This window comes from Sphaerotilus montanus, from assembly GCF_013410775.1.
GTDB lineage: Bacteria > Pseudomonadota > Gammaproteobacteria > Burkholderiales > Burkholderiaceae_C > Sphaerotilus > Sphaerotilus montanus.
Map to the genome: position 1 here is coordinate 124,993 of NZ_JACCFH010000002.1, position 21,243 is coordinate 146,235.

At 69.0% G+C, this 21,243-nt stretch carries 1 protein-coding gene; it reads left to right on the top strand.

The window, feature by feature from the left end; translation table 11 throughout:
- The first annotated feature begins 40 nt into the window (after positions 1 to 40).
- Entirely contained in the window at positions 41 to 21,199 is a 21,159-nt protein-coding gene (locus BDD16_RS22425) for a non-ribosomal peptide synthetase (protein WP_179636355.1), read from the top strand.
- Positions 21,200 to 21,243: the final 44 nt, after the last annotated feature.

Here is a 21,243-nt window from a genome sequence, read left to right on the forward strand (position 1 = left end):
CATCGCCCCCGCTCTCTGACCTGATCGACTGTTCTTCACCATGCGCGCACCTCACCTGACCGTTCACCCGCTCTCTTCGTCCCAGCGCGAGATCTGGTTCGACCAGATGCTGCACGAGGGGGTGGCGCTGTACAACATCGGTGGCTGGGTGGACCTGCCCGGGGAGATTGACGTCGAGATGTTCCGCACGGCGGTACAGATGCTGATCAGGCGGCATGACGCGCTGCGTCTGGTGCTGATGGACACCGCGGACGAGGACGGCATGCCGCTGCAGAAGGTGGTCGAGCCTTGGGCTGCGGAGGTGCCGCTGCACGACTTCTCGGGTGAAGCGGATCCGAGAGGTGCGGCGCACGCCTGGATGCAGGCCCGCTTCGAGGAGCCCTTCACGCTGATCGGGCAGCCGCTGTGGCGCTACGACCTGGTCAAGATGGGGCCCAGCGAGTACGGCTGGCTGCTGCAGTACCACCACCTGATCGTCGATGGCTGGGGCGTGGCACTGATCAACCGCTCGCTGGCGGAGATCTATTCCAGTCTGGCCGAGCAGGCCTGGAGCGAGATCGCGCCGAGTCCGTCGTACACGGCGTTCATCGCCAGTGACCGGGAGTACGTGGAGTCGCCCGCGTTCGAGCGGGACCGGGCGTACTGGTTGGCCCAGTACGCCAATGGCGCACCTGAGCCGTTGCTGCAGGCTCGGCACCATGCCACTGCACCGAAGAGTGAAGGAACCGCGGGCAGCGCGGTGCAGTCGATGCACCTGCCTCGGGCGATGTACCGTGAACTGGAGGCGCTGGCGGCCGAGCAAGGCGCCAGCGTGTTCCATGTGCTGCTGGGAGCGTTGTACGTGTACTTCACCCGTACCGGGCAGCGCGAGGACTTCGCCGTGGGCCTGCCGGTGCTCAACCGCAGCAATGCGCAGATGCGGGCAACTGCGGGCCTTTTCGTCGGGGTGACGCCAGCACACTTCCAGTTCGGGCGCGAGATCACGTTCGTGGAGCTGATCCGAGGAATCGGCAAGGCGCTCAAGGGGCACTACCGGCACCAGCGCTTCCCGGTCAGCGAGATCAACCGGGCCGTGGGGCTGCAGGCGGCCCGCTCGGCGCTCTTCGATGTGACGCTGTCTTTTGAGAACAGCGGCAACGACATGGACTTTGCGGGAATCCGGGGACAACTGATTCCGGTGCTGAACGGACATGCGCAAGATCCGCTGACAGTGTTCGTGCGTGACTTCCACGATGCACATGACGTGCAAGTGGACTTCGTGCACAACCTGGCGTATCTGGACGAGGCAGAGGTGCGAGCACTGCAGGAGCGCTTTCATGTGCTCTTGGCGGCAGCACTGGAGAGCAGGGGACAGACCTCAGTGCAGGCGCTACCAGTGATGACTGGTCACGATGAGGAGCGGCTCCGCGCCTGGAACCAGACCGACGCCGACTATCCCCAGGATCTGACTGTCGTCGATCTCTTCGAGGCTCAGGTGGACACCTCCCCTGACGCCACGGCCGTGGTCTTCGAGGGCCAGCGCCTGAGCTATGCCCAGCTTGACAGACGAGCAAACCAGGTCGCCCACGCCCTCATCGAGCAGGGCGTCGGCCCCGACACCCTTGTCGGGCTGTGCGTGCCCAGATCCCTGGAGATGGTCGTCGGCCTCCTGGGCATCCTCAAGGCCGGAGGGGCCTACGTCCCCCTCGACCCCGACTACCCCCAGGACCGTCTGACCTTCATGGTCACCGACGCACAGGCGCAGGTCGTGCTCTCGCACTCCGCCGTGCTGGACCGCCTGCCCCTGAGCGAAGCACAGGTGCTGCGCCTTGATGACTCGAATGTCTGGGCCAGCCAGCCCGGCTCCCGCCCCGCTCGCCAGGCCTCTCCCCACGACCTCGCCTACGTCATCTACACCTCCGGATCCACCGGGGTGCCCAAGGGCGCGATGAACGAACACCGCGGCGTCGTCAATCGCCTGCAGTGGATGCAAGACGAGTATCGGCTCGACGCTGCGGACGTGGTGCTGCAGAAGACCCCCTTCAGCTTCGACGTTTCGGTCTGGGAGTTCTTCTGGCCACTGATGACCGGCGCTCGGCTGGTGCTGGCCCGTCCGGGTGGCCACCAGGAGCCGCAGTACTTGGCCGAGCTGATCACGCACGAGCGCATCACCACGCTGCACTTCGTGCCCCCGATGCTGGGCGCCTTCCTGGAGCTGGCCACGCTGCCAGCAGGCCATGCGCTGCGGCGCATCGTCTGCAGCGGCGAGGCGCTGCCGGTCGATCTGGAGCGGCGCTGCCTGGAGCGGCTGCCCGAAGTAGGGCTGCACAACCTGTACGGGCCGACCGAAGCGGCGGTGGACGTGACGTACTGGCCCTGCGAACCCGGGAGTCTCGGCGAGAGCGTGCCGATCGGACGACCGGTGTCCAACACGCGCGTACACCTCCTGGACACCGACCAGCAACCAGTGCCCCCGGGCGTACCAGGAGAGCTGTGCATCGCGGGCGTCCAGGTGGGACGGGGCTACCTGAACCGCCCCGAGCTGACGGCGGAGAAGTTCATCGTCGCCGAGGTGCTGGGTCGCGCGGAGAGGCTGTACCGCACGGGGGATCTTGCCCGCTGGCTGCCGGACGGCAACCTGGAGTACCTCGGCCGGCTGGACCACCAGGTCAAGCTGCGGGGCTTCCGCATCGAGCTGGGCGAGGTCGAGTCTGCGCTGTCTGCGCACGAGGCGGTGAGCGCCGCAGCGGTGGTGCTGCGCGAGCGCGAGGGCGTCAAGGCTCTGGCGGGCTACGTGGTTCTCCGCTCTGCGGTCGAGGTGTCCGAGCTGAAGGGCTGGCTCAAGGCCCGCCTGCCTGAGTACATGGTGCCCTCCAGCCTCACGGTGCTGGAGTCCCTGCCGCTGACCCCCAACGGCAAGGTCGATCGCCGGGCGCTCCCGGAGCCTGAACTGGCCGTCTCCGTCGGCCGTGCGCTGTCGGGTCCGACGGAAGAACTGCTGGGCGGGATCTGGGCCGAGGTGCTCGGTCTGGCCTCGCTGTCGGCCGAATCGAACTTCTTCGAGCTGGGCGGCCACTCCCTGCTGGCCACGCGCGTGGCCTCGCGCATCCGGACACAGCTCGGCGTGGACTGCCCCCTGCGGGTGCTGTTAGAGCAGCCCGTGCTGGTCGATCTGGCCGCCTGGCTGGACACGCAGCAGCGTGGCTCGGCCGTGGAGACCATCGCCGTGCTGGCCGAGGGTGAGCCCCTGGTGCTCTCGCCCGCGCAGGAGCGGCTGTGGTTCCTCGCGCAGCTCGAAGGTGCCTCCAGCACATACAACATGCCCGCGGCGCTGCGCCTGTCGGGCGAGCTGGACGAGGCGGCGCTGCGCGCGAGCCTGGTGGCGCTGACCTGCCGTCAGGCCAGCCTGCGCCAGAGCTTCCCCGTCGATGCGGCGGGACAGGTCCGTCTGGCCGAGCGCGCACCCTGGGATCCGCTCGAACTCGCCGACCTGCAGCACCTCGACCCCGAGGCGCAGGCGGCCGAGGTCGAGCGGCTGGCCCGCGCGCACGCCCAGGCCCCCTTCGACCTCGCCACCGGCCCGCTGTTCAAGGTCGGCCTGCTGCGGCTGAGCCCGCTGGAGCACGTGCTGCTGCTGAACCTGCACCACAGCATCGCCGACGGCTGGTCGATTGCCGTGCTGGTGCGCGAGTGGGCCGCGCTGTACCGCGCCGCCCGTGCGGGCGAGGCCCCGGCTTTGCGGCCCCTGCCCGCTCTTCCCGTGGCCTACCGCGACGTGGCAGCCTGGCAGCAGCGCTGGAGCACGAGCGAAGCCGCCTCCGCCCAGCTCGCCTGGTGGGTCGCGCAGCTCCAGGGCGCCCCCGCCCTGCTCGAACTCCCCACCGACTTCCCCCGCCCCGCCCAGCAGAGCTACCGCGGCGCCAGCTTCTCCCGCACCCTCGACGCCGCGCTGAGCCAGGCCGTCGAGCGGCTCGCCCGCGCCCAAGGAGCGACGGTCTTCATGACCCTGCTGGCAGCCCTGCAGCTCGTGCTGCACCGCCACAGCGCTCAGTCCGACATCAGCGTCGGCACGCCCGTGGCCAACCGCGAGCACGCCCAGACCGAGCACCTCGTCGGCCTGTTCGTCAACACCCTCGTCCTCCGCAGCCACCTCGACCCCCAGCAGCCCTTCGCCGAGCTGCTCGCGCAGGTCCGCCACACCGCGCTGGGCGCCTTCGCCCGCCAGGCGCTGCCCTTCGAGCGTGTCGTCGAAGCGCTCAGCCCCGAGCGCAGCCTCGCCCACGCTCCGCTGTTCCAAGTCATGTTCGTCCTGCAGAACAACGACGCAGCCGACTTCGACCTCGACGGGCTCCAGATCACCCCGGTCGAGCAGTCCAGCAGTGTCGCCAAGGTCGACCTCACCCTGAGCGCGCAGCAAACCCCCCAGGGCATCCTCTGCCACTGGGAGTTCGCCTCCGACCTGTTCACCCAGGCTCGCATCGAGCGCCTGGCCCGCCACTTCGAGCAGGCGCTCCAAGTCGTCACCGCACAGCCTGACACGCCGCTGCAGGCCATCGACATCCTCACCCAGGATGACAAGGCGCAGCTCCTCGCCTGGAACCGGACCGAGGCCGACTACCCGCAGGACCTCACCGTCGTCGATCTCTTCGAGCGGCAGGTGGACCAGACCCCTGACGCCACCGCCGTGGTCTTCGAGGGCCAGGCCCTGAGCTACGCCCAACTCGACAAACAAGCCAACCAGGTCGCCCACGCCCTCATCGAACAAGGCATCCAACCCGACACCCTCGTCGGGCTTTGCGTGCCCAGATCCCTGGAGATGGTCGTGGGGCTGCTCGGCATCCTCAAGGCCGGCGGCGCCTACGTCCCCCTCGACCCCGACTATCCGCCAGAGCGCCTCGCCTTCATGGTCACCGACGCACAGGCGCGGGTCGTGCTCTCGCACTCCTCCGTGCTGCAGCAACTTCCACAGAGCCAAGCCGCCGTGCTGATGCTCGACCAGCCCGACCTCTGGGCTTGTCAGCCCGACATCCGCCCGGCTCGCCGTGCTTCGCCCCAGGATCTCGCCTACGTCATCTACACCTCCGGCTCCACCGGGGTTCCTAAGGGCGTCATGATTGCGCATGCGGCCCTGTCGAACTTTCTGGCCGACATGCAGCCGCGCACCGATATCCAGTGCGGTCAGACGCTGCTGGCAGTGACCACGCTGTCATTCGACATCGCGGCACTGGAGCTTTACCTGCCGCTCGTCAGCGGGGCGTCCGTTCATCTGGCCAGTCGTGAAATGGCCACCGATGCCCGACAGTTGCAGGCATGCCTGCACGAGCAGGTCATCGACCTGATGCAGGCGACGCCCGCCACCTGGCGAATGCTGTTAGAGAGCGGCTGGCAACAGCACAGGCCGCTGACCGTGCTGTGTGGCGGAGAAGCTCTGCCGAGAGATCTGGGTGAGCGACTGCTGGCGCAAGCCCGGCTTCTCTGGAACGTCTACGGCCCGACCGAGACCACGATCTGGTCAGCCGCGCATGCGGTGACGCAAGATCCGGAGCGGCTGGGGTCGATCGGCCGGCCGATCGCGAACACGAAGGTGTACATCCTGGACGCGCAACAGCGGGTGCTGCCGCCGGGTGTGCCGGGAGAGCTGTGCATCGCAGGGGCCGGTCTGGCGCGGGGCTACCTGAACCGCCCCGAGCTGACGGCGGAGAAGTTCATCACCGCGGAGGTGCTGGGCCACGCGGAGAGGCTGTACCGCACGGGGGATCTGGCGCGCTGGCTGCCGGACGGCAACCTGGAGTACCTCGGCCGGCTAGACCACCAGGTCAAGCTGCGGGGCTTCCGCATCGAGCTGGGCGAGATCGAGTCTGCGCTCAGCGCTCACGAGGCGGTCAGCGCCGCCGCGGTGGTGCTGCGCCAACCCGAGGGCACCGAGGGGGTCAAGGCCCTGGCCGGCTACGTGGTTCTCCGCTCTGCGGTCGAGGTGTCCGAGCTGAAGGGCTGGCTCAAGGCCCGCCTGCCTGAGTACATGGTGCCCTCCAGCCTCACGGTGCTGGAGTCCCTGCCGCTGACCCCCAACGGCAAGGTCGATCGCCGGGCGCTCCCGGAGCCTGAACTGGCCGTCTCCGTCGGCCGTGCGCTGTCGGGTCCGACGGAAGAACTGCTGGGCGGGATCTGGGCCGAGGTGCTCGGTCTGGCCTCGCTGTCGGCCGAATCGAACTTCTTCGAGCTGGGCGGCCACTCCCTGCTGGCCACGCGCGTGGCCTCGCGCATCCGGACACAGCTCGGCGTGGACTGCCCCCTGCGGGTGCTGTTAGAGCAGCCCGTGCTGGTCGATCTGGCCGCCTGGCTGGACACGCAGCAGCGTGGCTCGGCCGTGGAGACCATCGCCGTGCTGGCCGAGGGTGAGCCCCTGGTGCTCTCGCCCGCGCAGGAGCGGCTGTGGTTCCTCGCGCAGCTCGAAGGTGCCTCCAGCACATACAACATGCCCGCGGCGCTGCGCCTGTCGGGCGAGCTGGACGAGGCGGCGCTGCGCGCGAGCCTGGTGGCGCTGACCTGCCGTCAGGCCAGCCTGCGCCAGAGCTTCCCCGTCGATGCGGCGGGACAGGTCCGTCTGGCCGAGCGCGCACCCTGGGATCCGCTCGAACTCGCCGACCTGCAGCACCTCGACCCCGAGGCGCAGGCGGCCGAGGTCGAGCGGCTGGCCCGCGCGCACGCCCAGGCCCCCTTCGACCTCGCCACCGGCCCGCTGTTCAAGGTCGGCCTGCTGCGGCTGAGCCCGCTGGAGCACGTGCTGCTGCTGAACCTGCACCACAGCATCGCCGACGGCTGGTCGATTGCCGTGCTGGTGCGCGAGTGGGCCGCGCTGTACCGCGCCGCCCGTGCGGGCGAGGCCCCGGCTTTGCGGCCCCTGCCCGCTCTTCCCGTGGCCTACCGCGACGTGGCAGCCTGGCAGCAGCGCTGGAGCACGAGCGAAGCCGCCTCCGCCCAGCTCGCCTGGTGGGTCGCGCAGCTCCAGGGCGCCCCCGCCCTGCTCGAACTCCCCACCGACTTCCCCCGCCCCGCCCAGCAGAGCTACCGCGGCGCCAGCTTCTCCCGCACCCTCGACGCCGCGCTGAGCCAGGCCGTCGAGCGGCTCGCCCGCGCCCAAGGAGCGACGGTCTTCATGACCCTGCTGGCAGCCCTGCAGCTCGTGCTGCACCGCCACAGCGCTCAGTCCGACATCAGCGTCGGCACGCCCGTGGCCAACCGCGAGCACGCCCAGACCGAGCACCTCGTCGGCCTGTTCGTCAACACCCTCGTCCTCCGCAGCCACCTCGACCCCCAGCAGCCCTTCGCCGAGCTGCTCGCGCAGGTCCGCCACACCGCGCTGGGCGCCTTCGCCCGCCAGGCGCTGCCCTTCGAGCGTGTCGTCGAAGCGCTCAGCCCCGAGCGCAGCCTCGCCCACGCTCCGCTGTTCCAAGTCATGTTCGTCCTGCAGAACAACGACGCAGCCGACTTCGACCTCGACGGGCTCCAGATCACCCCGGTCGAGCAGTCCAGCAGTGTCGCCAAGGTCGACCTCACCCTGAGCGCGCAGCAAACCCCCCAGGGCATCCTCTGCCACTGGGAGTTCGCCTCCGACCTGTTCACCCAGGCTCGCATCGAGCGCCTGGCCCGCCACTTCGAGCAGGCGCTCCAAGTCGTCACCGCACAGCCTGACACGCCGCTGCAGGCCATCGACATCCTCACCCAGGATGACAAGGCGCAGCTCCTCGCCTGGAACCGGACCGAGGCCGACTACCCGCAGGACCTCACCGTCGTCGATCTCTTCGAGCGGCAGGTGGACCAGACCCCTGACGCCACCGCCGTGGTCTTCGAGGGCCAGGCCCTGAGCTACGCCCAACTCGACAAACAAGCCAACCAGGTCGCCCACGCCCTCATCGAACAAGGCATCCAACCCGACACCCTCGTCGGGCTTTGCGTGCCCAGATCCCTGGAGATGGTCGTGGGGCTGCTCGGCATCCTCAAGGCCGGCGGCGCCTACGTCCCCCTCGACCCCGACTATCCGCCAGAGCGCCTCGCCTTCATGGTTCAGGACTCCAAGGCGCCGGTCTTGCTCTCGCACAGCGCCGTGCTCGATCGCCTGCCCCCGAGCCAGGCCGCCGTGCTCCAGCTCGACCAGCCCGTCCTCTGGGCCGGCCAGCCCGTCTCCCGCCCCTCTCGCCAGGCCTCGCCACACGACCTCGCCTACGTCATCTACACCTCCGGTTCCACCGGTACCCCCAAGGGCGTGCTGCTGCAGCACGGTGGCGCTGTCAACCTTGCGTTTGCCCAAATTCAGGCATTCGACACCGGCCCGGGATGCCGCGTGCTGCAATTTGCCGCCTTCAGCTTCGATGCCGCAGCCTGGGAAGTCCTGATGGCCCTGGGCAGCGGAGCCGCGTTGCATCTGGCGCCGAGCCAGCGCCTGCGCGAGGATCTGATGGCCGTGTTGCAGCAGCAGGCGATTACTCATGTGACACTGCCGCCCTCGATGCTGGCAGTGCTGCCATCCGAGCGACTGCCGGCGCTGCGCACGCTGGTGGTCGCTGGCGAGGCATGCCCGCCAGCGCTGCTGTCCGTCTGGGCAGCCGACCGGTTGTTCTACAACGCCTATGGTCCGACCGAGACGACGGTTTGCGCCACGATCGCATCCTGCACGGCAGAGATGACACAAGCCCCGATCGGAGTGCCGCTGGCGAACACGAGGATCTACATCCTGGACGCGCAACAGCGGGTGCTGCCGCCGGGTGTGCCGGGAGAGCTGTGCATCGCCGGGGCCGGCTTAGCGCGGGGGTACCTGAACCGCCCCGATCTGACGGCGGAGAAGTTCATCACGGCCGACGTCCTTGGCAAGGCGGAGAGGCTGTACCGCACGGGGGATCTTGCCCGCCGGCTGCCGGACGGCAACCTGGAGTACCTCGGCCGGCTGGACCACCAGGTCAAGCTGCGGGGCTTCCGCATCGAGCTGGGCGAGATCGAGTCCGCGCTCGGTGCCCACTCGGCGGTGAGCGCCGCAGCGGTGGTGCTGCGCGAGCGCGAGGGCGTCAAGGCTCTGGCGGGCTACGTGGTTCTCCGCGCTGCGGTCGAGGTGTCCGAGCTGAAGGGCTGGCTCAAGGCCCGCCTGCCCGAGTACATGGTGCCCTCCAGCCTCACGGTGCTGGAGTCCCTGCCGCTGACCCCCAACGGCAAGGTCGATCGCCGGGCGCTCCCGGAGCCTGAGCTGGCCGTCTCCACCGACTGGAGCGCCCCGCGCAGCGCCGCCGAGCAGACGCTCTGCGCGATCTGGTCAGCCGTGCTGCGCCGCAGCGACATCGGCATCCACGACAACTTCTTCGATCTCGGTGGTGACTCGATCCTGAGCATCCAGATCGTGGCCCGTGCCCGCCAGGCGGGTCTTGGCCTGAGTGCGCGGGACGTGTTCGAGCACCAGAGCGTGGCCGAGCTGGCCCAGGTGGTGCGCGCCGTGCGCGACCTCGACGCCCCGCAGGGGGCGGTGCGCGGCCTGGTCCCGCTGACGCCGATCCAGGCGAGATTCTTCGAGGCGGCCCGCCCGGCACCGTGGCACTACAACCAGGCGATGCTGCTGCGCGTGCCGCTGCTGCAGGAGCGTGCGTTGCGCTCGGCCTTGGCCGCGGTACTGGCCCACCACGATGCGCTGCGCCTGCGCTACACGCTCGATGCGACCACGGGCGAGTGGCTGCAGAGCCACGCTGAGGTCGAGCCCGAATCCGTCGCGCCGCTGCACGTCGAGGATCTTGACGTGGCTGACACCCTCGATGCGACCACCGATGCGGCGGCCTGGGAGGCGGAGCTGCAGGCGCGCGCCGACCACTGGCAGGCCAGCCTCGACCTGGAGAAGGGGCCACTGACGCGCCTGGTGCTGCTGCGCTGCCCCGGCGCGCCCGAGCGCACCCGGCTGCTGTGGGTCATCCACCACCTCGCCGTGGACGGCGTGTCCTGGCGCATCCTGCTCGAAGACCTGCAGCGCGCCTACGCTCAGGCTGCTGCGGGCGAGCCCGCCGCGCTGCCGGCCAAGACCAGCAGCTTCCAGGGCTGGAGCACCCGGCTGCAGCGCTGGGGGCAGAGTGCCGCCTTTGCCGAGGAGGCCGTCCTCTGGCAGGACCGGCCGGCCCTGCCGGCGCTGCGCGCGGACCACCCCGAGGGCGCGGCCGACGAGGCCCTGAGCGCCTGGCAGACCTTCACGCTCGACGCCGACCTCACGGCCGAGCTGCTGCACCAGGTGCCGGCGGCGTTCCGCACCGGCATCCAGGACGTGCTGGTCAGCGCCCTGGCGCTCGCGCTGCACGAGCACGGCGGCCAGAGCCGGATGCATCTGGACCTGGAGAGCCACGGCCGGGCCGAACTCTTCGCCGACATCGACCTCGGGCGCACCGTCGGCTGGTTCACCTCGCTCTACAGCGTCGAGGTCGACCTTGGCGCAGCCAAGGCTCCGGGCCAGATACTGCTGGCGGTCAAGGAGGCCCTGCGCGCCATCCCCCACGAGGGGCTGGCCTGCGGCGTGCTCGAACAGCAAGGTCAGCGCGTGCCGCACGGCACGGTGCTGTTCAACTACCTCGGCCAGTTCGACCAGATCGGTCAGGACACGGCCGACGGCTGGACGCTCGCCCGCGAGGGTGCAGGCCAGCCGGTCCAGCCCGGCGGCCAGCGCTCGCACCTGCTGGCCATCAACGGCTCCATCACCCACGGCCAGCTCAGCCTGTCCTTCGACTACAGCACCGCCCAGTTCGAGGCCGCCTCGATCGAGGCGCTCATCCAGTCCTACGGCCGCCACCTGCGCGCCTTGATCACGCACTGCCGCGATCACTTCGGCCTCAGCCCAAGCGACTTCGCACTGGCCACACTCGACCAGCCGAGCCTGGACCGGCTCAGCCGTGACCACGGCCGCGACCTGGAGACGCTCTACCCCTTGAGCCCGATGCAGCACGGCATGCTGTTCCACAGCCTGGTCGCCCCGGGCAGCGGCGCCTACATCACGCAGATGAGCCTGGGGCTCAGCCGCGTCGAGCCCGCGCACCTGAAGGCCGCCTGGCAGGGCCTGGTCGAGCGCCACGCCATCCTGCGCTCGGCCGTGCGTCATGACATGCAGCCGCCCGTGCAGGTCGTGCTCGCACGGGTCGAGCTGCCCTGGCGCGAGGTCGAGGCGCGCGACCTTGACGAAGCGGCCCAGGCCAGCCTCGTCGAGCAGATCCTGCAGCAGGACCGGCGCGACTTCGACTTCGCCCAAGCCCCGCTGATGCGCCTGAGCCTGGTCGACCTCAGCCACGGACAGGTCCGGCTGCTGTGGAGCCACCACCACCTGCTGATGGACGGCTGGTGCCTGCCGATCCTGTTCCAGGAACTCTTCGTGCTGTACGAGGCCAGCCGCCTCGGCCAGCCCTCAGCACTCCCGCCGGTGCAGCGCTACCAGCACTACATCGCCTGGATCGCCCGCCAGGATCAGGAGCAGGCCCGCGCGCACTGGCGCGAGCGCCTGCTCGGCTTCGATACCCCCACCCCGGTCACCATCGCCCGCCATGTGCCGGCGGATGTGCCGAAGCAGCCCCATGACCTCGCGCTCACGCTCGACGCCCCGGCCAGCGCCGAGCTGCAGCGCTGGGCGCGCAGCCAGCGCCTGACCCTCAACGCCGTCGTGCTCGGCGCCTGGGCCACCCTGCTGGGCCGCTACGCCGGCACCGACGACGTCGTCTTCGGCGCCACCACCTCCGGGCGCAACGTGCCCCTGCCCGGCATCGAGCACATGGTGGGCCTGTTCATCAACACCCTGCCGCTGCGCGCCAGCCTGCGCTCCACTGCGCTGGAGCTGGCCCGCACCCTGCAGGCCCAGCAGCAGGCCGACAACGCTTTCGCCTATTCGAGTCTCGCAGACATCCAGGCGGCCAGCGACATCCCCGCCGGGGCCAGCCTCTTCGACACGCTGGTCGTGTTCGAGAACTACCCCGTCGACGAGGCCCTCAAGGACCAGCGCAGCCAGCCCTTCGGCCTTGATGACATCCAGGCCCAGGAGGGCACCAACTACGCGCTCACGCTGGCCGTGCTGCCCGGGCACGCCCTGGGCTTCAAGCTCAGCTTCGACGCCGCACGCGTCGAGCCAGCCTCGGCACAGCGGCTGCTCTCGCACTTCGCCCAGATCGTCCGGGCGATCACCGTCACCCCGGAGCTGCCCGCTCAGGCGCTTGAGATCCTCACCCAGGATGACAAGGCGCAGCTCCTCGCCTGGAACCGGACCGAGGCCGACTACCCGCAGGACCTCACCGTCGTCGATCTCTTCGAGCGGCAGGTGGACCAGACCCCTGACGCCACCGCCGTGGTCTTCGAGGGCCAGGCCCTGAGCTACGCCCAACTCGACAAACAAGCCAACCAGGTCGCCCACGCCCTCATCGAACAAGGCATCCAACCCGACACCCTCGTCGGGCTTTGCGTGCCCAGATCCCTGGAGATGGTCGTGGGGCTGCTCGGCATCCTCAAGGCCGGCGGCGCCTACGTCCCCCTCGACCCCGACTATCCGCCAGAGCGCCTCGCCTTCATGGTTCAGGACTCCAAGGCGCCGGTCTTGCTCTCGCACAGCGCCGTGCTCGATCGCCTGCCCCCGAGCCAGGCCGCCGTGCTCCAGCTCGACCAGCCCGTCCTCTGGGCCGGCCAGCCCGTCTCCCGCCCCTCTCGCCAGGCCTCGCCACACGACCTCGCCTACGTCATCTACACCTCCGGTTCCACCGGTACCCCCAAGGGCTGTCTGATGACCCACGCCAACATCAGCCGGCTATTCTCCGCCACCGAAGCCTGGTTCCACTTCGGCCCCACCAACACCTGGACCCTGTTCCACTCCTACGCCTTCGACTTCTCCGTCTGGGAGATCTGGGGCGCTCTCGCCCACGGCGGCCGCCTGGTCATCGTGCCCTACTTGGTCAGCCGCAGCCCCGACCTGTTCCGCCAGCTCCTGCTCGACGAGCAGGTCACGGTGCTCAACCAGACGCCCTCGGCCTTCCTGCAGCTCATCCAAGCCGATACCGCCTGTACTTTCGAACGATTCTCACTGAAGTGGATCATCTTCGGTGGTGAGGCGCTGGAGCTTGCGAGCCTGAGGCCCTGGTTCGAGCGGCACGGCGACGTGCAGCCACAACTGGTCAACATGTACGGCATCACCGAGACGACCGTGCATGTTACCTACCATGCGCTGGACCGCCACAGCGTGACACGGGGATCGAGCGTGATCGGACGGGCCATCCCGGACCTGCGCATTTACCTGCTCGATCGCCATCTCAACCCGGTGCCGCCGGGTGTGGCGGGGGAGATGCATGTGGCTGGAGCGGGCTTGGCGAGGGGCTACCTGAACCGGCCGGAGCTGACGGCGGAGAAGTTCATCACCGCCGACGTCCTTGGCAAGACAGAGCGGCTATACCGCACGGGGGATCTGGCACGCTGGCTGCCGGACGGCAACCTGGAGTACCTGGGCCGCATTGACCACCAGGTCAAGCTGCGGGGCTTCCGTATCGAACTCGGTGAGATCGAGTCTGCACTCAGCGCCCACGAGGCGGTAAGTGCAGCGGCGGCGGTGCTGCGCGAGCGCGCGGGGGTCAAGGCCCTGGCCGGCTACGTTATTCTCCGCGCTGCGGTCGAAGTGTCCGAGCTGAAGGTCTGGCTCAAGAGCCGCCTGCCCGAGTACATGGTGCCGGCCTCCGTCACGGTGCTGCAGGCCCTGCCGCTGACCCCCAACGGCAAGGTCGATCGCCGCGCACTGCCCGAGCCCGAGATGGCTGTGTCCGTCGGCCGGCCTCTGTCGGGCCCGACCGAGGAGGTGCTGGGCGCGATCTGGGCCGAGGTACTCGGCCTCGAAGGCCTCACGGCCGAGGTGCACTTCTTCGAGCTGGGCGGCCACTCCCTGCTGGCCACCCGCGTGGCCTCGCGCATCCGGGCGCAGCTCGGCGTGGACTGCCCCTTGCGGGTGCTGTTCGAGCAGCCGGTGCTGGCCGATCTGGCCGCCTGGCTGGACGCGCAGCAGCGCGGATCCGTCGTGGAGGTGATCGAGCCGCTGCCGGCCGGCTCGGCGCTGGTGCTCTCGCCCGCGCAGGAGCGGTTGTGGTTCCTGGCCCAGCTCGAAGGCGCCTCCAGCACCTACAACATGCCCGCGGCGCTGCGCCTGTCGGGCGAACTGGACGAGCCGGCGCTGCGGGCAAGCCTCACGGCGCTGACCGCGCGCCAGGCCAGCCTGCGCCAGAGCTTCCCCGTCGATGAGTCGGGTCAAGCGCGGCTGGTTGAGCGTGCGCCGTGGGATCCGCTCGAACTCACCGACCTGCAGCACCTCGCCCCCGAGGCGCAGGCCGCAGAGATCGAGCGGCTGGCCCGGGCACACGCCCAGGCCCCGTTCGACCTGGCGGCGGGTCCGCTGTTCAAGGTCGGCCTGCTGCGCCTGAACCCGCAGGAGCACGTGCTGCTGATCAACCTGCACCACAGCATCGGCGACGGCTGGTCAATTGCCGTGCTGGTGCGCGAGTGGGCCGAGCTGTACCGCTCGGCTCGTGCGGGGAAAGTGCCCGCGCTGCAGGCCCTGCCGGTGGCCTACCGCGACGTGGCAGCCTGGCAGCAGCGCTGGAGCACGAGCGAAGCCGCCTCCGCCCAGCTCGCCTGGTGGGTCGCGCAGCTCCAGGGCGCCCCCGCCCTGCTCGAACTCCCCACCGACTTCCCCCGCCCCGCCCAGCAGTCCTACCGCGGATCCAGCTTCTCCCGCACCCTCGACCCCGCGCTGAGCCAGGCCGTCGAGCGGCTCGCCCGCGCTCAAGGAGCGACGGTCTTCATGACCCTGCTCGGTGCCCTGCAGCTCGTGCTGCACCGCCACAGCGGCCAGTCCGACATCAGCGTCGGCACGCCCGTGGCCAACCGCGAGCACGCACAGACCGAGCACCTCGTCGGCCTGTTCGTCAACACCCTCGTCATCCGCAGCCACCTCGACCCCCAGCGGCCCTTCGCCGATCTGCTCGCGCAGGTCCGCCACACCTCGCTGGGCGCCTTCGCCCGCCAGGCGCTGCCCTTCGAGCGGGTCGTCGAAGCGCTCAGCCCCGAGCGCAGCCTCGCCCACGCTCCGCTCTTCCAGGTCATGTTCGTCCTGCAGAACAACGACTCGGCCGACTTCGAACTCGACGGGCTGACGCTCAGCCCTGTCGCGCAGTCCAGCAGTGTCGCCAAGGTCGACCTGACCCTGAGCGCGCAGCAGACCCCCGAGGGCATCCTCTGTCACTGGGAGTTCGCCTCTGACCTCTTCACCCAGGCTCGCATCGAGCGCCTGGCCAGCCACTTCGCTCAGGTGCTCGACGTCGTCACCCGTGCGCCCGAGACGCCCCTGCTGGCCGTCGACATCCTCACCTCCGAGGACAAGGCCCAGCTCCGGGTCTGGAACCAGACCGAGGCCGACTACCCCGCCGACCTGACCGTCGTCGACCTCTTCGAGGCCCAGGTCGACCAGACACCCGACGCCACCGCTGTGGTCTTCGAGGGCCAGGCCCTGAGCTATATCGAACTGGATCAAAGAGCGAATCAGGTCGCCCACGCCCTGATCGAACAAGGCATCCAACCCGACACCCTCGTCGGGCTGTGCGTGCCCAGATCCCTGGAGATGGTCGTCGGCCTGCTCGGCATCCTCAAGGCCGGCGGGGCCTACGTCCCCCTCGACCCCGACTACCCCCAAGAGCGTCTGGCCTTCATGGTCAGCGACTCCAATGCACCTGTGGTGCTGACTCACTCTGCTGTTCTGGACCGCCTGCCCCGGAGCGAAGCACAGGTACTGCGGCTTGATGACGCGAATGCCTGGGCCGCTCAGCCCGACACGCGCCCCGCTCGTCGCGCATCTCCCCGGGATCTGGCCTACGTCATCTACACCTCCGGCTCCACTGGGGTTCCGAAGGGCGTGCTAGTCGAGCACAGGGGTCTGGCCAACCACATGCATTGGCTGATCCGGACCTTCGACCTGCATGCCCAGGATCGGATCCTCCAGCGTACCCCCTTCAGCTTCGATGCCTCGGTCTGGGAGTTCCACGCTGCACTGCTCACCGGCGCCACGCTGGTGGTGGCCGCTCCCGAGCGACACGGCGACGCCGACTATCTGCAGGATCTGATCGATCGGCAACGCATCACCGTGCTGCAGTGCGTGCCCTCGCTGCTGCAGGTGGTGCTCGACCAGAGAACAGCACCTGACACGTCGTTGCGGCAGATCTTCTGCGGCGGCGAGATGCTGGAGGTCGGTCTGCAGCGGGACTTTGCCCGACGCTGGCCTCAAGCCGCCCTGCACAACCTGTACGGCCCGACCGAAGCGACGATTGACGCGAGTGGTCGGGCTGCGTGCCAGTCACATCCTGCGGCCTCGATCGGCGCGCCGATCGCGAACACTCGTGTGTACATTCTGGATGAGGCGCAGCGAGTGCTGCCGCCCGGGGTACCTGGTGAACTGTGCATCGCAGGCGCCGGTCTGGCGAGGGGCTACCTGAACCGGCCGGAGCTGACGGCGGAGAAGTTCATCACCGCCGACGTCCTTGGCAAGACAGAGCGGCTATACCGCACGGGGGATCTGGCACGCTGGCTGCCGGACGGCAACCTGGAGTACCTGGGCCGCATTGACCACCAGGTCAAGCTGCGGGGCTTCCGTATCGAACTCGGTGAGATCGAGTCTGCACTCAGCGCCCACGAGGCGGTAAGTGCAGCGGCGGCGGTGCTGCGCGAGCGCGCGGGGGTCAAGGCCCTGGCCGGCTACGTTATTCTCCGCGCTGCGGTCGAAGTGTCCGAGCTGAAGGTCTGGCTCAAGAGCCGCCTGCCCGAGTACATGGTGCCGGCCTCGGTCACGGTGCTGCAGGCCCTGCCGCTGACCCCCAACGGCAAGGTCGATCGCCGCGCACTGCCCGAGCCCGAGATGGCTGTGTCCGTCGGCCGGCCTCTGTCGGGCCCGACCGAGGAGGTGCTGGGCGCCATCTGGGCCGAGGTGCTCGGCCTCGGATCGCTCACGGCCGAGGCCCACTTCTTCGAGCTGGGCGGGCACTCGCTGCTGGCCACTCGCGTGGCTTCGCGCATCCGGGCACAGCTCGGCGTGGACTGCCCCCTGCGGTTGCTGTTCGAGCAGCCCGTGCTGGCCGATCTGGCCGCCTGGCTGGACGCGCAGCAGCGCGGATCCATCGTGGAGGTGATCGAGCCGCTGCCGGCCGGCTCGGCGCTGGTGCTCTCGCCCGCACAGGAGCGGCTGTGGTTCCTGGCCCAGCTCGAAGGCGCCTCCAGCACCTACAACATGCCCGCGGCGCTGCGCCTGTCGGGCGAACTGGACGAGCCGGCGCTGCGGGCAAGCCTCACGGCGCTGACCGCGCGCCAGGCCAGCCTGCGCCAGAGCTTCCCCGTCGATGCCTCGGGTCAGGCTCGCCTGCACGAGTGCGCACCGTGGGATCCGCTCGAACTCGTCGACCTGCAACACCTCGCCCCCGAGGCGCAGAAGGCCGAGGTCGAGCGGCTGGCCTGCGCCCACGCCCAGGCCCCCTTCGACCTCGCTGCCGGCCCGCTGTTCAAGGTCAGCCTGCTGCGCCTTGGACAGGCCCGGCACACGCTGGCGCACGTGCTGCTGCTCAACCTGCACCACAGCATCGGCGATGGCTGGTCGATTGCCGTGCTGGTGCGCGAGTGGGCCGAGTTGTACCGCTCAGCTCGTGCGGGCGAGGCTCCGGCTTTGCGGCCCCTGCCCGCTCTTCCCGTGGCCTACCGCGACGTGGCAGCCTGGCAGCAGCGCTGGAGCACGAGCGAAGCCGCCTCCGCCCAGCTCGCCTGGTGGGTCGCGCAGCTCCAGGGCGCCCCCGCCCTGCTCGAACTCCCCACCGACTTCCCCCGCCCCGCCCAGCAGAGCTACCGCGGCGCCAGCTTCTCCCGCACCCTCGACGCCGCGCTGAGCCAGGCCGTCGAGCGGCTCGCCCGCGCCCAAGGAGCGACGGTCTTCATGACCCTGCTGGCAGCCCTGCAGCTCGTGCTGCACCGCCACAGCGCTCAGTCCGACATCAGCGTCGGCACGCCCGTGGCCAACCGCGAGCACGCCCAGACCGAGCACCTCGTCGGCCTGTTCGTCAACACCCTCGTCCTCCGCAGCCACCTCGACCCCCAGCAGCCCTTCGCCGAGCTGCTCGCGCAGGTCCGCCACACCGCGCTGGGCGCCTTCGCCCGCCAGGCGCTGCCCTTCGAGCGTGTCGTCGAAGCGCTCAGCCCCGAGCGCAGCCTCGCCCACGCTCCGCTGTTCCAAGTCATGTTCGTCCTGCAGAACAACGACGCAGCCGACTTCGACCTCGACGGGCTCCAGATCACCCCGGTCGAGCAGTCCAGCAGTGTCGCCAAGGTCGACCTCACCCTGAGCGCGCAGCAAACCCCCCAGGGCATCCTCTGCCACTGGGAGTTCGCCTCCGACCTGTTCACCCAGGCTCGCATCGAGCGCCTGGCCCGCCACTTCGAGCAGGCGCTCCAAGTCGTCACCGCACAGCCTGACACGCCGCTGCAGGCCATCGACATCCTCACCCAGGATGACAAGGCGCAGCTCCTCGCCTGGAACCGGACCGAGGCCGACTACCCGCAGGACCTCACCGTCGTCGATCTCTTCGAGCGGCAGGTGGACCAGACCCCTGACGCCACCGCCGTGGTCTTCGAGGGCCAGGCCCTGAGCTACGCCCAACTCGACAAACAAGCCAACCAGGTCGCCCACGCCCTCATCGAACAAGGCATCCAACCCGACACCCTCGTCGGGCTTTGCGTGCCCAGATCCCTGGAGATGGTCGTGGGGCTGCTCGGCATCCTCAAGGCCGGCGGCGCCTACGTCCCCCTCGACCCCGACTATCCGCCAGAGCGCCTCGCCTTCATGGTTCAGGACTCCAAGGCGCCGGTCTTGCTCTCGCACAGCGCCGTGCTCGATCGCCTGCCCCCGAGCCAGGCCGCCGTGCTCCAGCTCGACCAGCCCGTCCTCTGGGCCGGCCAGCCCGTCTCCCGCCCCTCTCGCCAGGCCTCGCCACACGACCTCGCCTACGTCATCTACACCTCCGGTTCCACCGGTACCCCCAAGGGCTGTCTGATGACCCACGCCAACATCAGCCGGCTATTCTCCGCCACCGAAGCCTGGTTCCACTTCGGCCCCACCAACACCTGGACCCTGTTCCACTCCTACGCCTTCGACTTCTCCGTCTGGGAGATCTGGGGCGCTCTCGCCCACGGCGGCCGCCTGGTCATCGTGCCCTACTTGGTCAGCCGCAGCCCCGACCTGTTCCGCCAGCTCCTGCTCGACGAGCAGGTCACGGTGCTCAACCAGACGCCCTCGGCCTTCCTGCAGCTCATCCAAGCCGATACCGCCTGTACTTTCGAACGATTCTCACTGAAGTGGATCATCTTCGGTGGTGAGGCGCTGGAGCTTGCGAGCCTGAGGCCCTGGTTCGAGCGGCACGGCGACGTGCAGCCACAACTGGTCAACATGTACGGCATCACCGAGACGACCGTGCATGTTACCTACCATGCGCTGGACCGCCACAGCGTGACACGGGGATCGAGCGTGATCGGACGGGCCATCCCGGACCTGCGCATTTACCTGCTCGATCGCCATCTCAACCCGGTGCCGCCGGGTGTGGCGGGGGAGATGCATGTGGCTGGAGCGGGCTTGGCGAGGGGCTACCTGAACCGGCCGGAGCTGACGGCGGAGAAGTTCATCACCGCCGACGTCCTTGGCAAGACAGAGCGGCTATACCGCACGGGGGATCTGGCACGCTGGCTGCCGGACGGCAACCTGGAGTACCTGGGCCGCATTGACCACCAGGTCAAGCTGCGGGGCTTCCGTATCGAACTCGGTGAGATCGAGTCTGCACTCAGCGCCCACGAGGCGGTAAGTGCAGCGGCGGCGGTGCTGCGCGAGCGCGCGGGGGTCAAGGCCCTGGCCGGCTACGTTATTCTCCGCGCTGCGGTCGAAGTGTCCGAGCTGAAGGTCTGGCTCAAGAGCCGCCTGCCCGAGTACATGGTGCCGGCCTCCGTCACGGTGCTGCAGGCCATGCCGCTGACCCCCAACGGCAAGGTCGATCGCCGCGCACTGCCCGAGCCTGATCAGGTCTCCGGCACTCATCACCTCGCCCCACGCACTCTGACTGAAGTCCACCTCACCCGACTGTGGGAACAGGTGCTCGGCGTGCGCCCGATCAGCATTGATGCGAATTTCTTCGATCTCGGTGGCCACTCCCTGCTGGCAATTCGACTGCTGGCCTGCGTGCAGCAGCATTTCGGCCAGCAACTGCCACTGAAGGTGCTGTTCCGCTCGTCCACCGTCGCCCAGCTCGCCGATCATCTCGATGCCCCCCCGCAGGCCGATCTACCCCGTCACGTCGTACCGATTCAACCCACCGGTCACCGGCCGGCGCTGTACTGCCTGCCCGGTGCCGGCGGTCAGGTGCTGTACTTCCACACCCTGGCGCGGCACCTCGGCGCCGAGCAACCCGTCTTCGGTCTGCAGACGCCGGGGATCGGTCCTGGCGAGCGCCTGCCTGACTCGGTCGAGGCCCACGCTCGCCAGCTCGTCACAGCACTGCGCACTCACCAGCCCGAGGGACCATACCGTCTGCTGGGGCACTCCAGCGGTGCACGTGTAGCGTTCGAGATGACACGTCAACTGGAACAGCAGGGGCAATGTGTCGCGCAGCTTGTCTTACTTGATGCAACGCCCAGTACGCCGGCGCAGGCATATCAGCAACGCCGAGGCCGCTCTGCTCTGAAGCGGATGATGGACGCCATCGATTCGCTAGAAGCCGCTTTTGAGCAGTCACTCGACCTGCCCGAAGCGATGCTGGAGGCACTGCCTGACGAGGACAGCCGCTGGCAGTGCATCGTGCAGCGACTGTGGCAACGCCAGATCGTACCGGCCAGCGTCGGGGTCGAGCAGGTGCGCACGCTGTTCCGGGTTTGGGAAACAGCTGAGGACAACCACGAACGCTACCAGCCCGGCGCGAGGGTACAGGCACCGGTGTGGGCGCTGCGTGCAAGTGATCGGCATCACGACACACCGGCCTGGTTGCTCGACGACGCGCAGTGGGACTGGCAACCCCACGCGCATTTCCCGGTGCATGTACAGTGGGTGGCGGGCAACCACAACACTATGCTCAACGAGCCGCAGGTGCGTGAACTCGCTGGCGTGGTCCGACAGGCGCTCGGGAGTTGAACTATGGCCGACAATGCGCGCTTGGACCTGACAGAAGGAGGCCC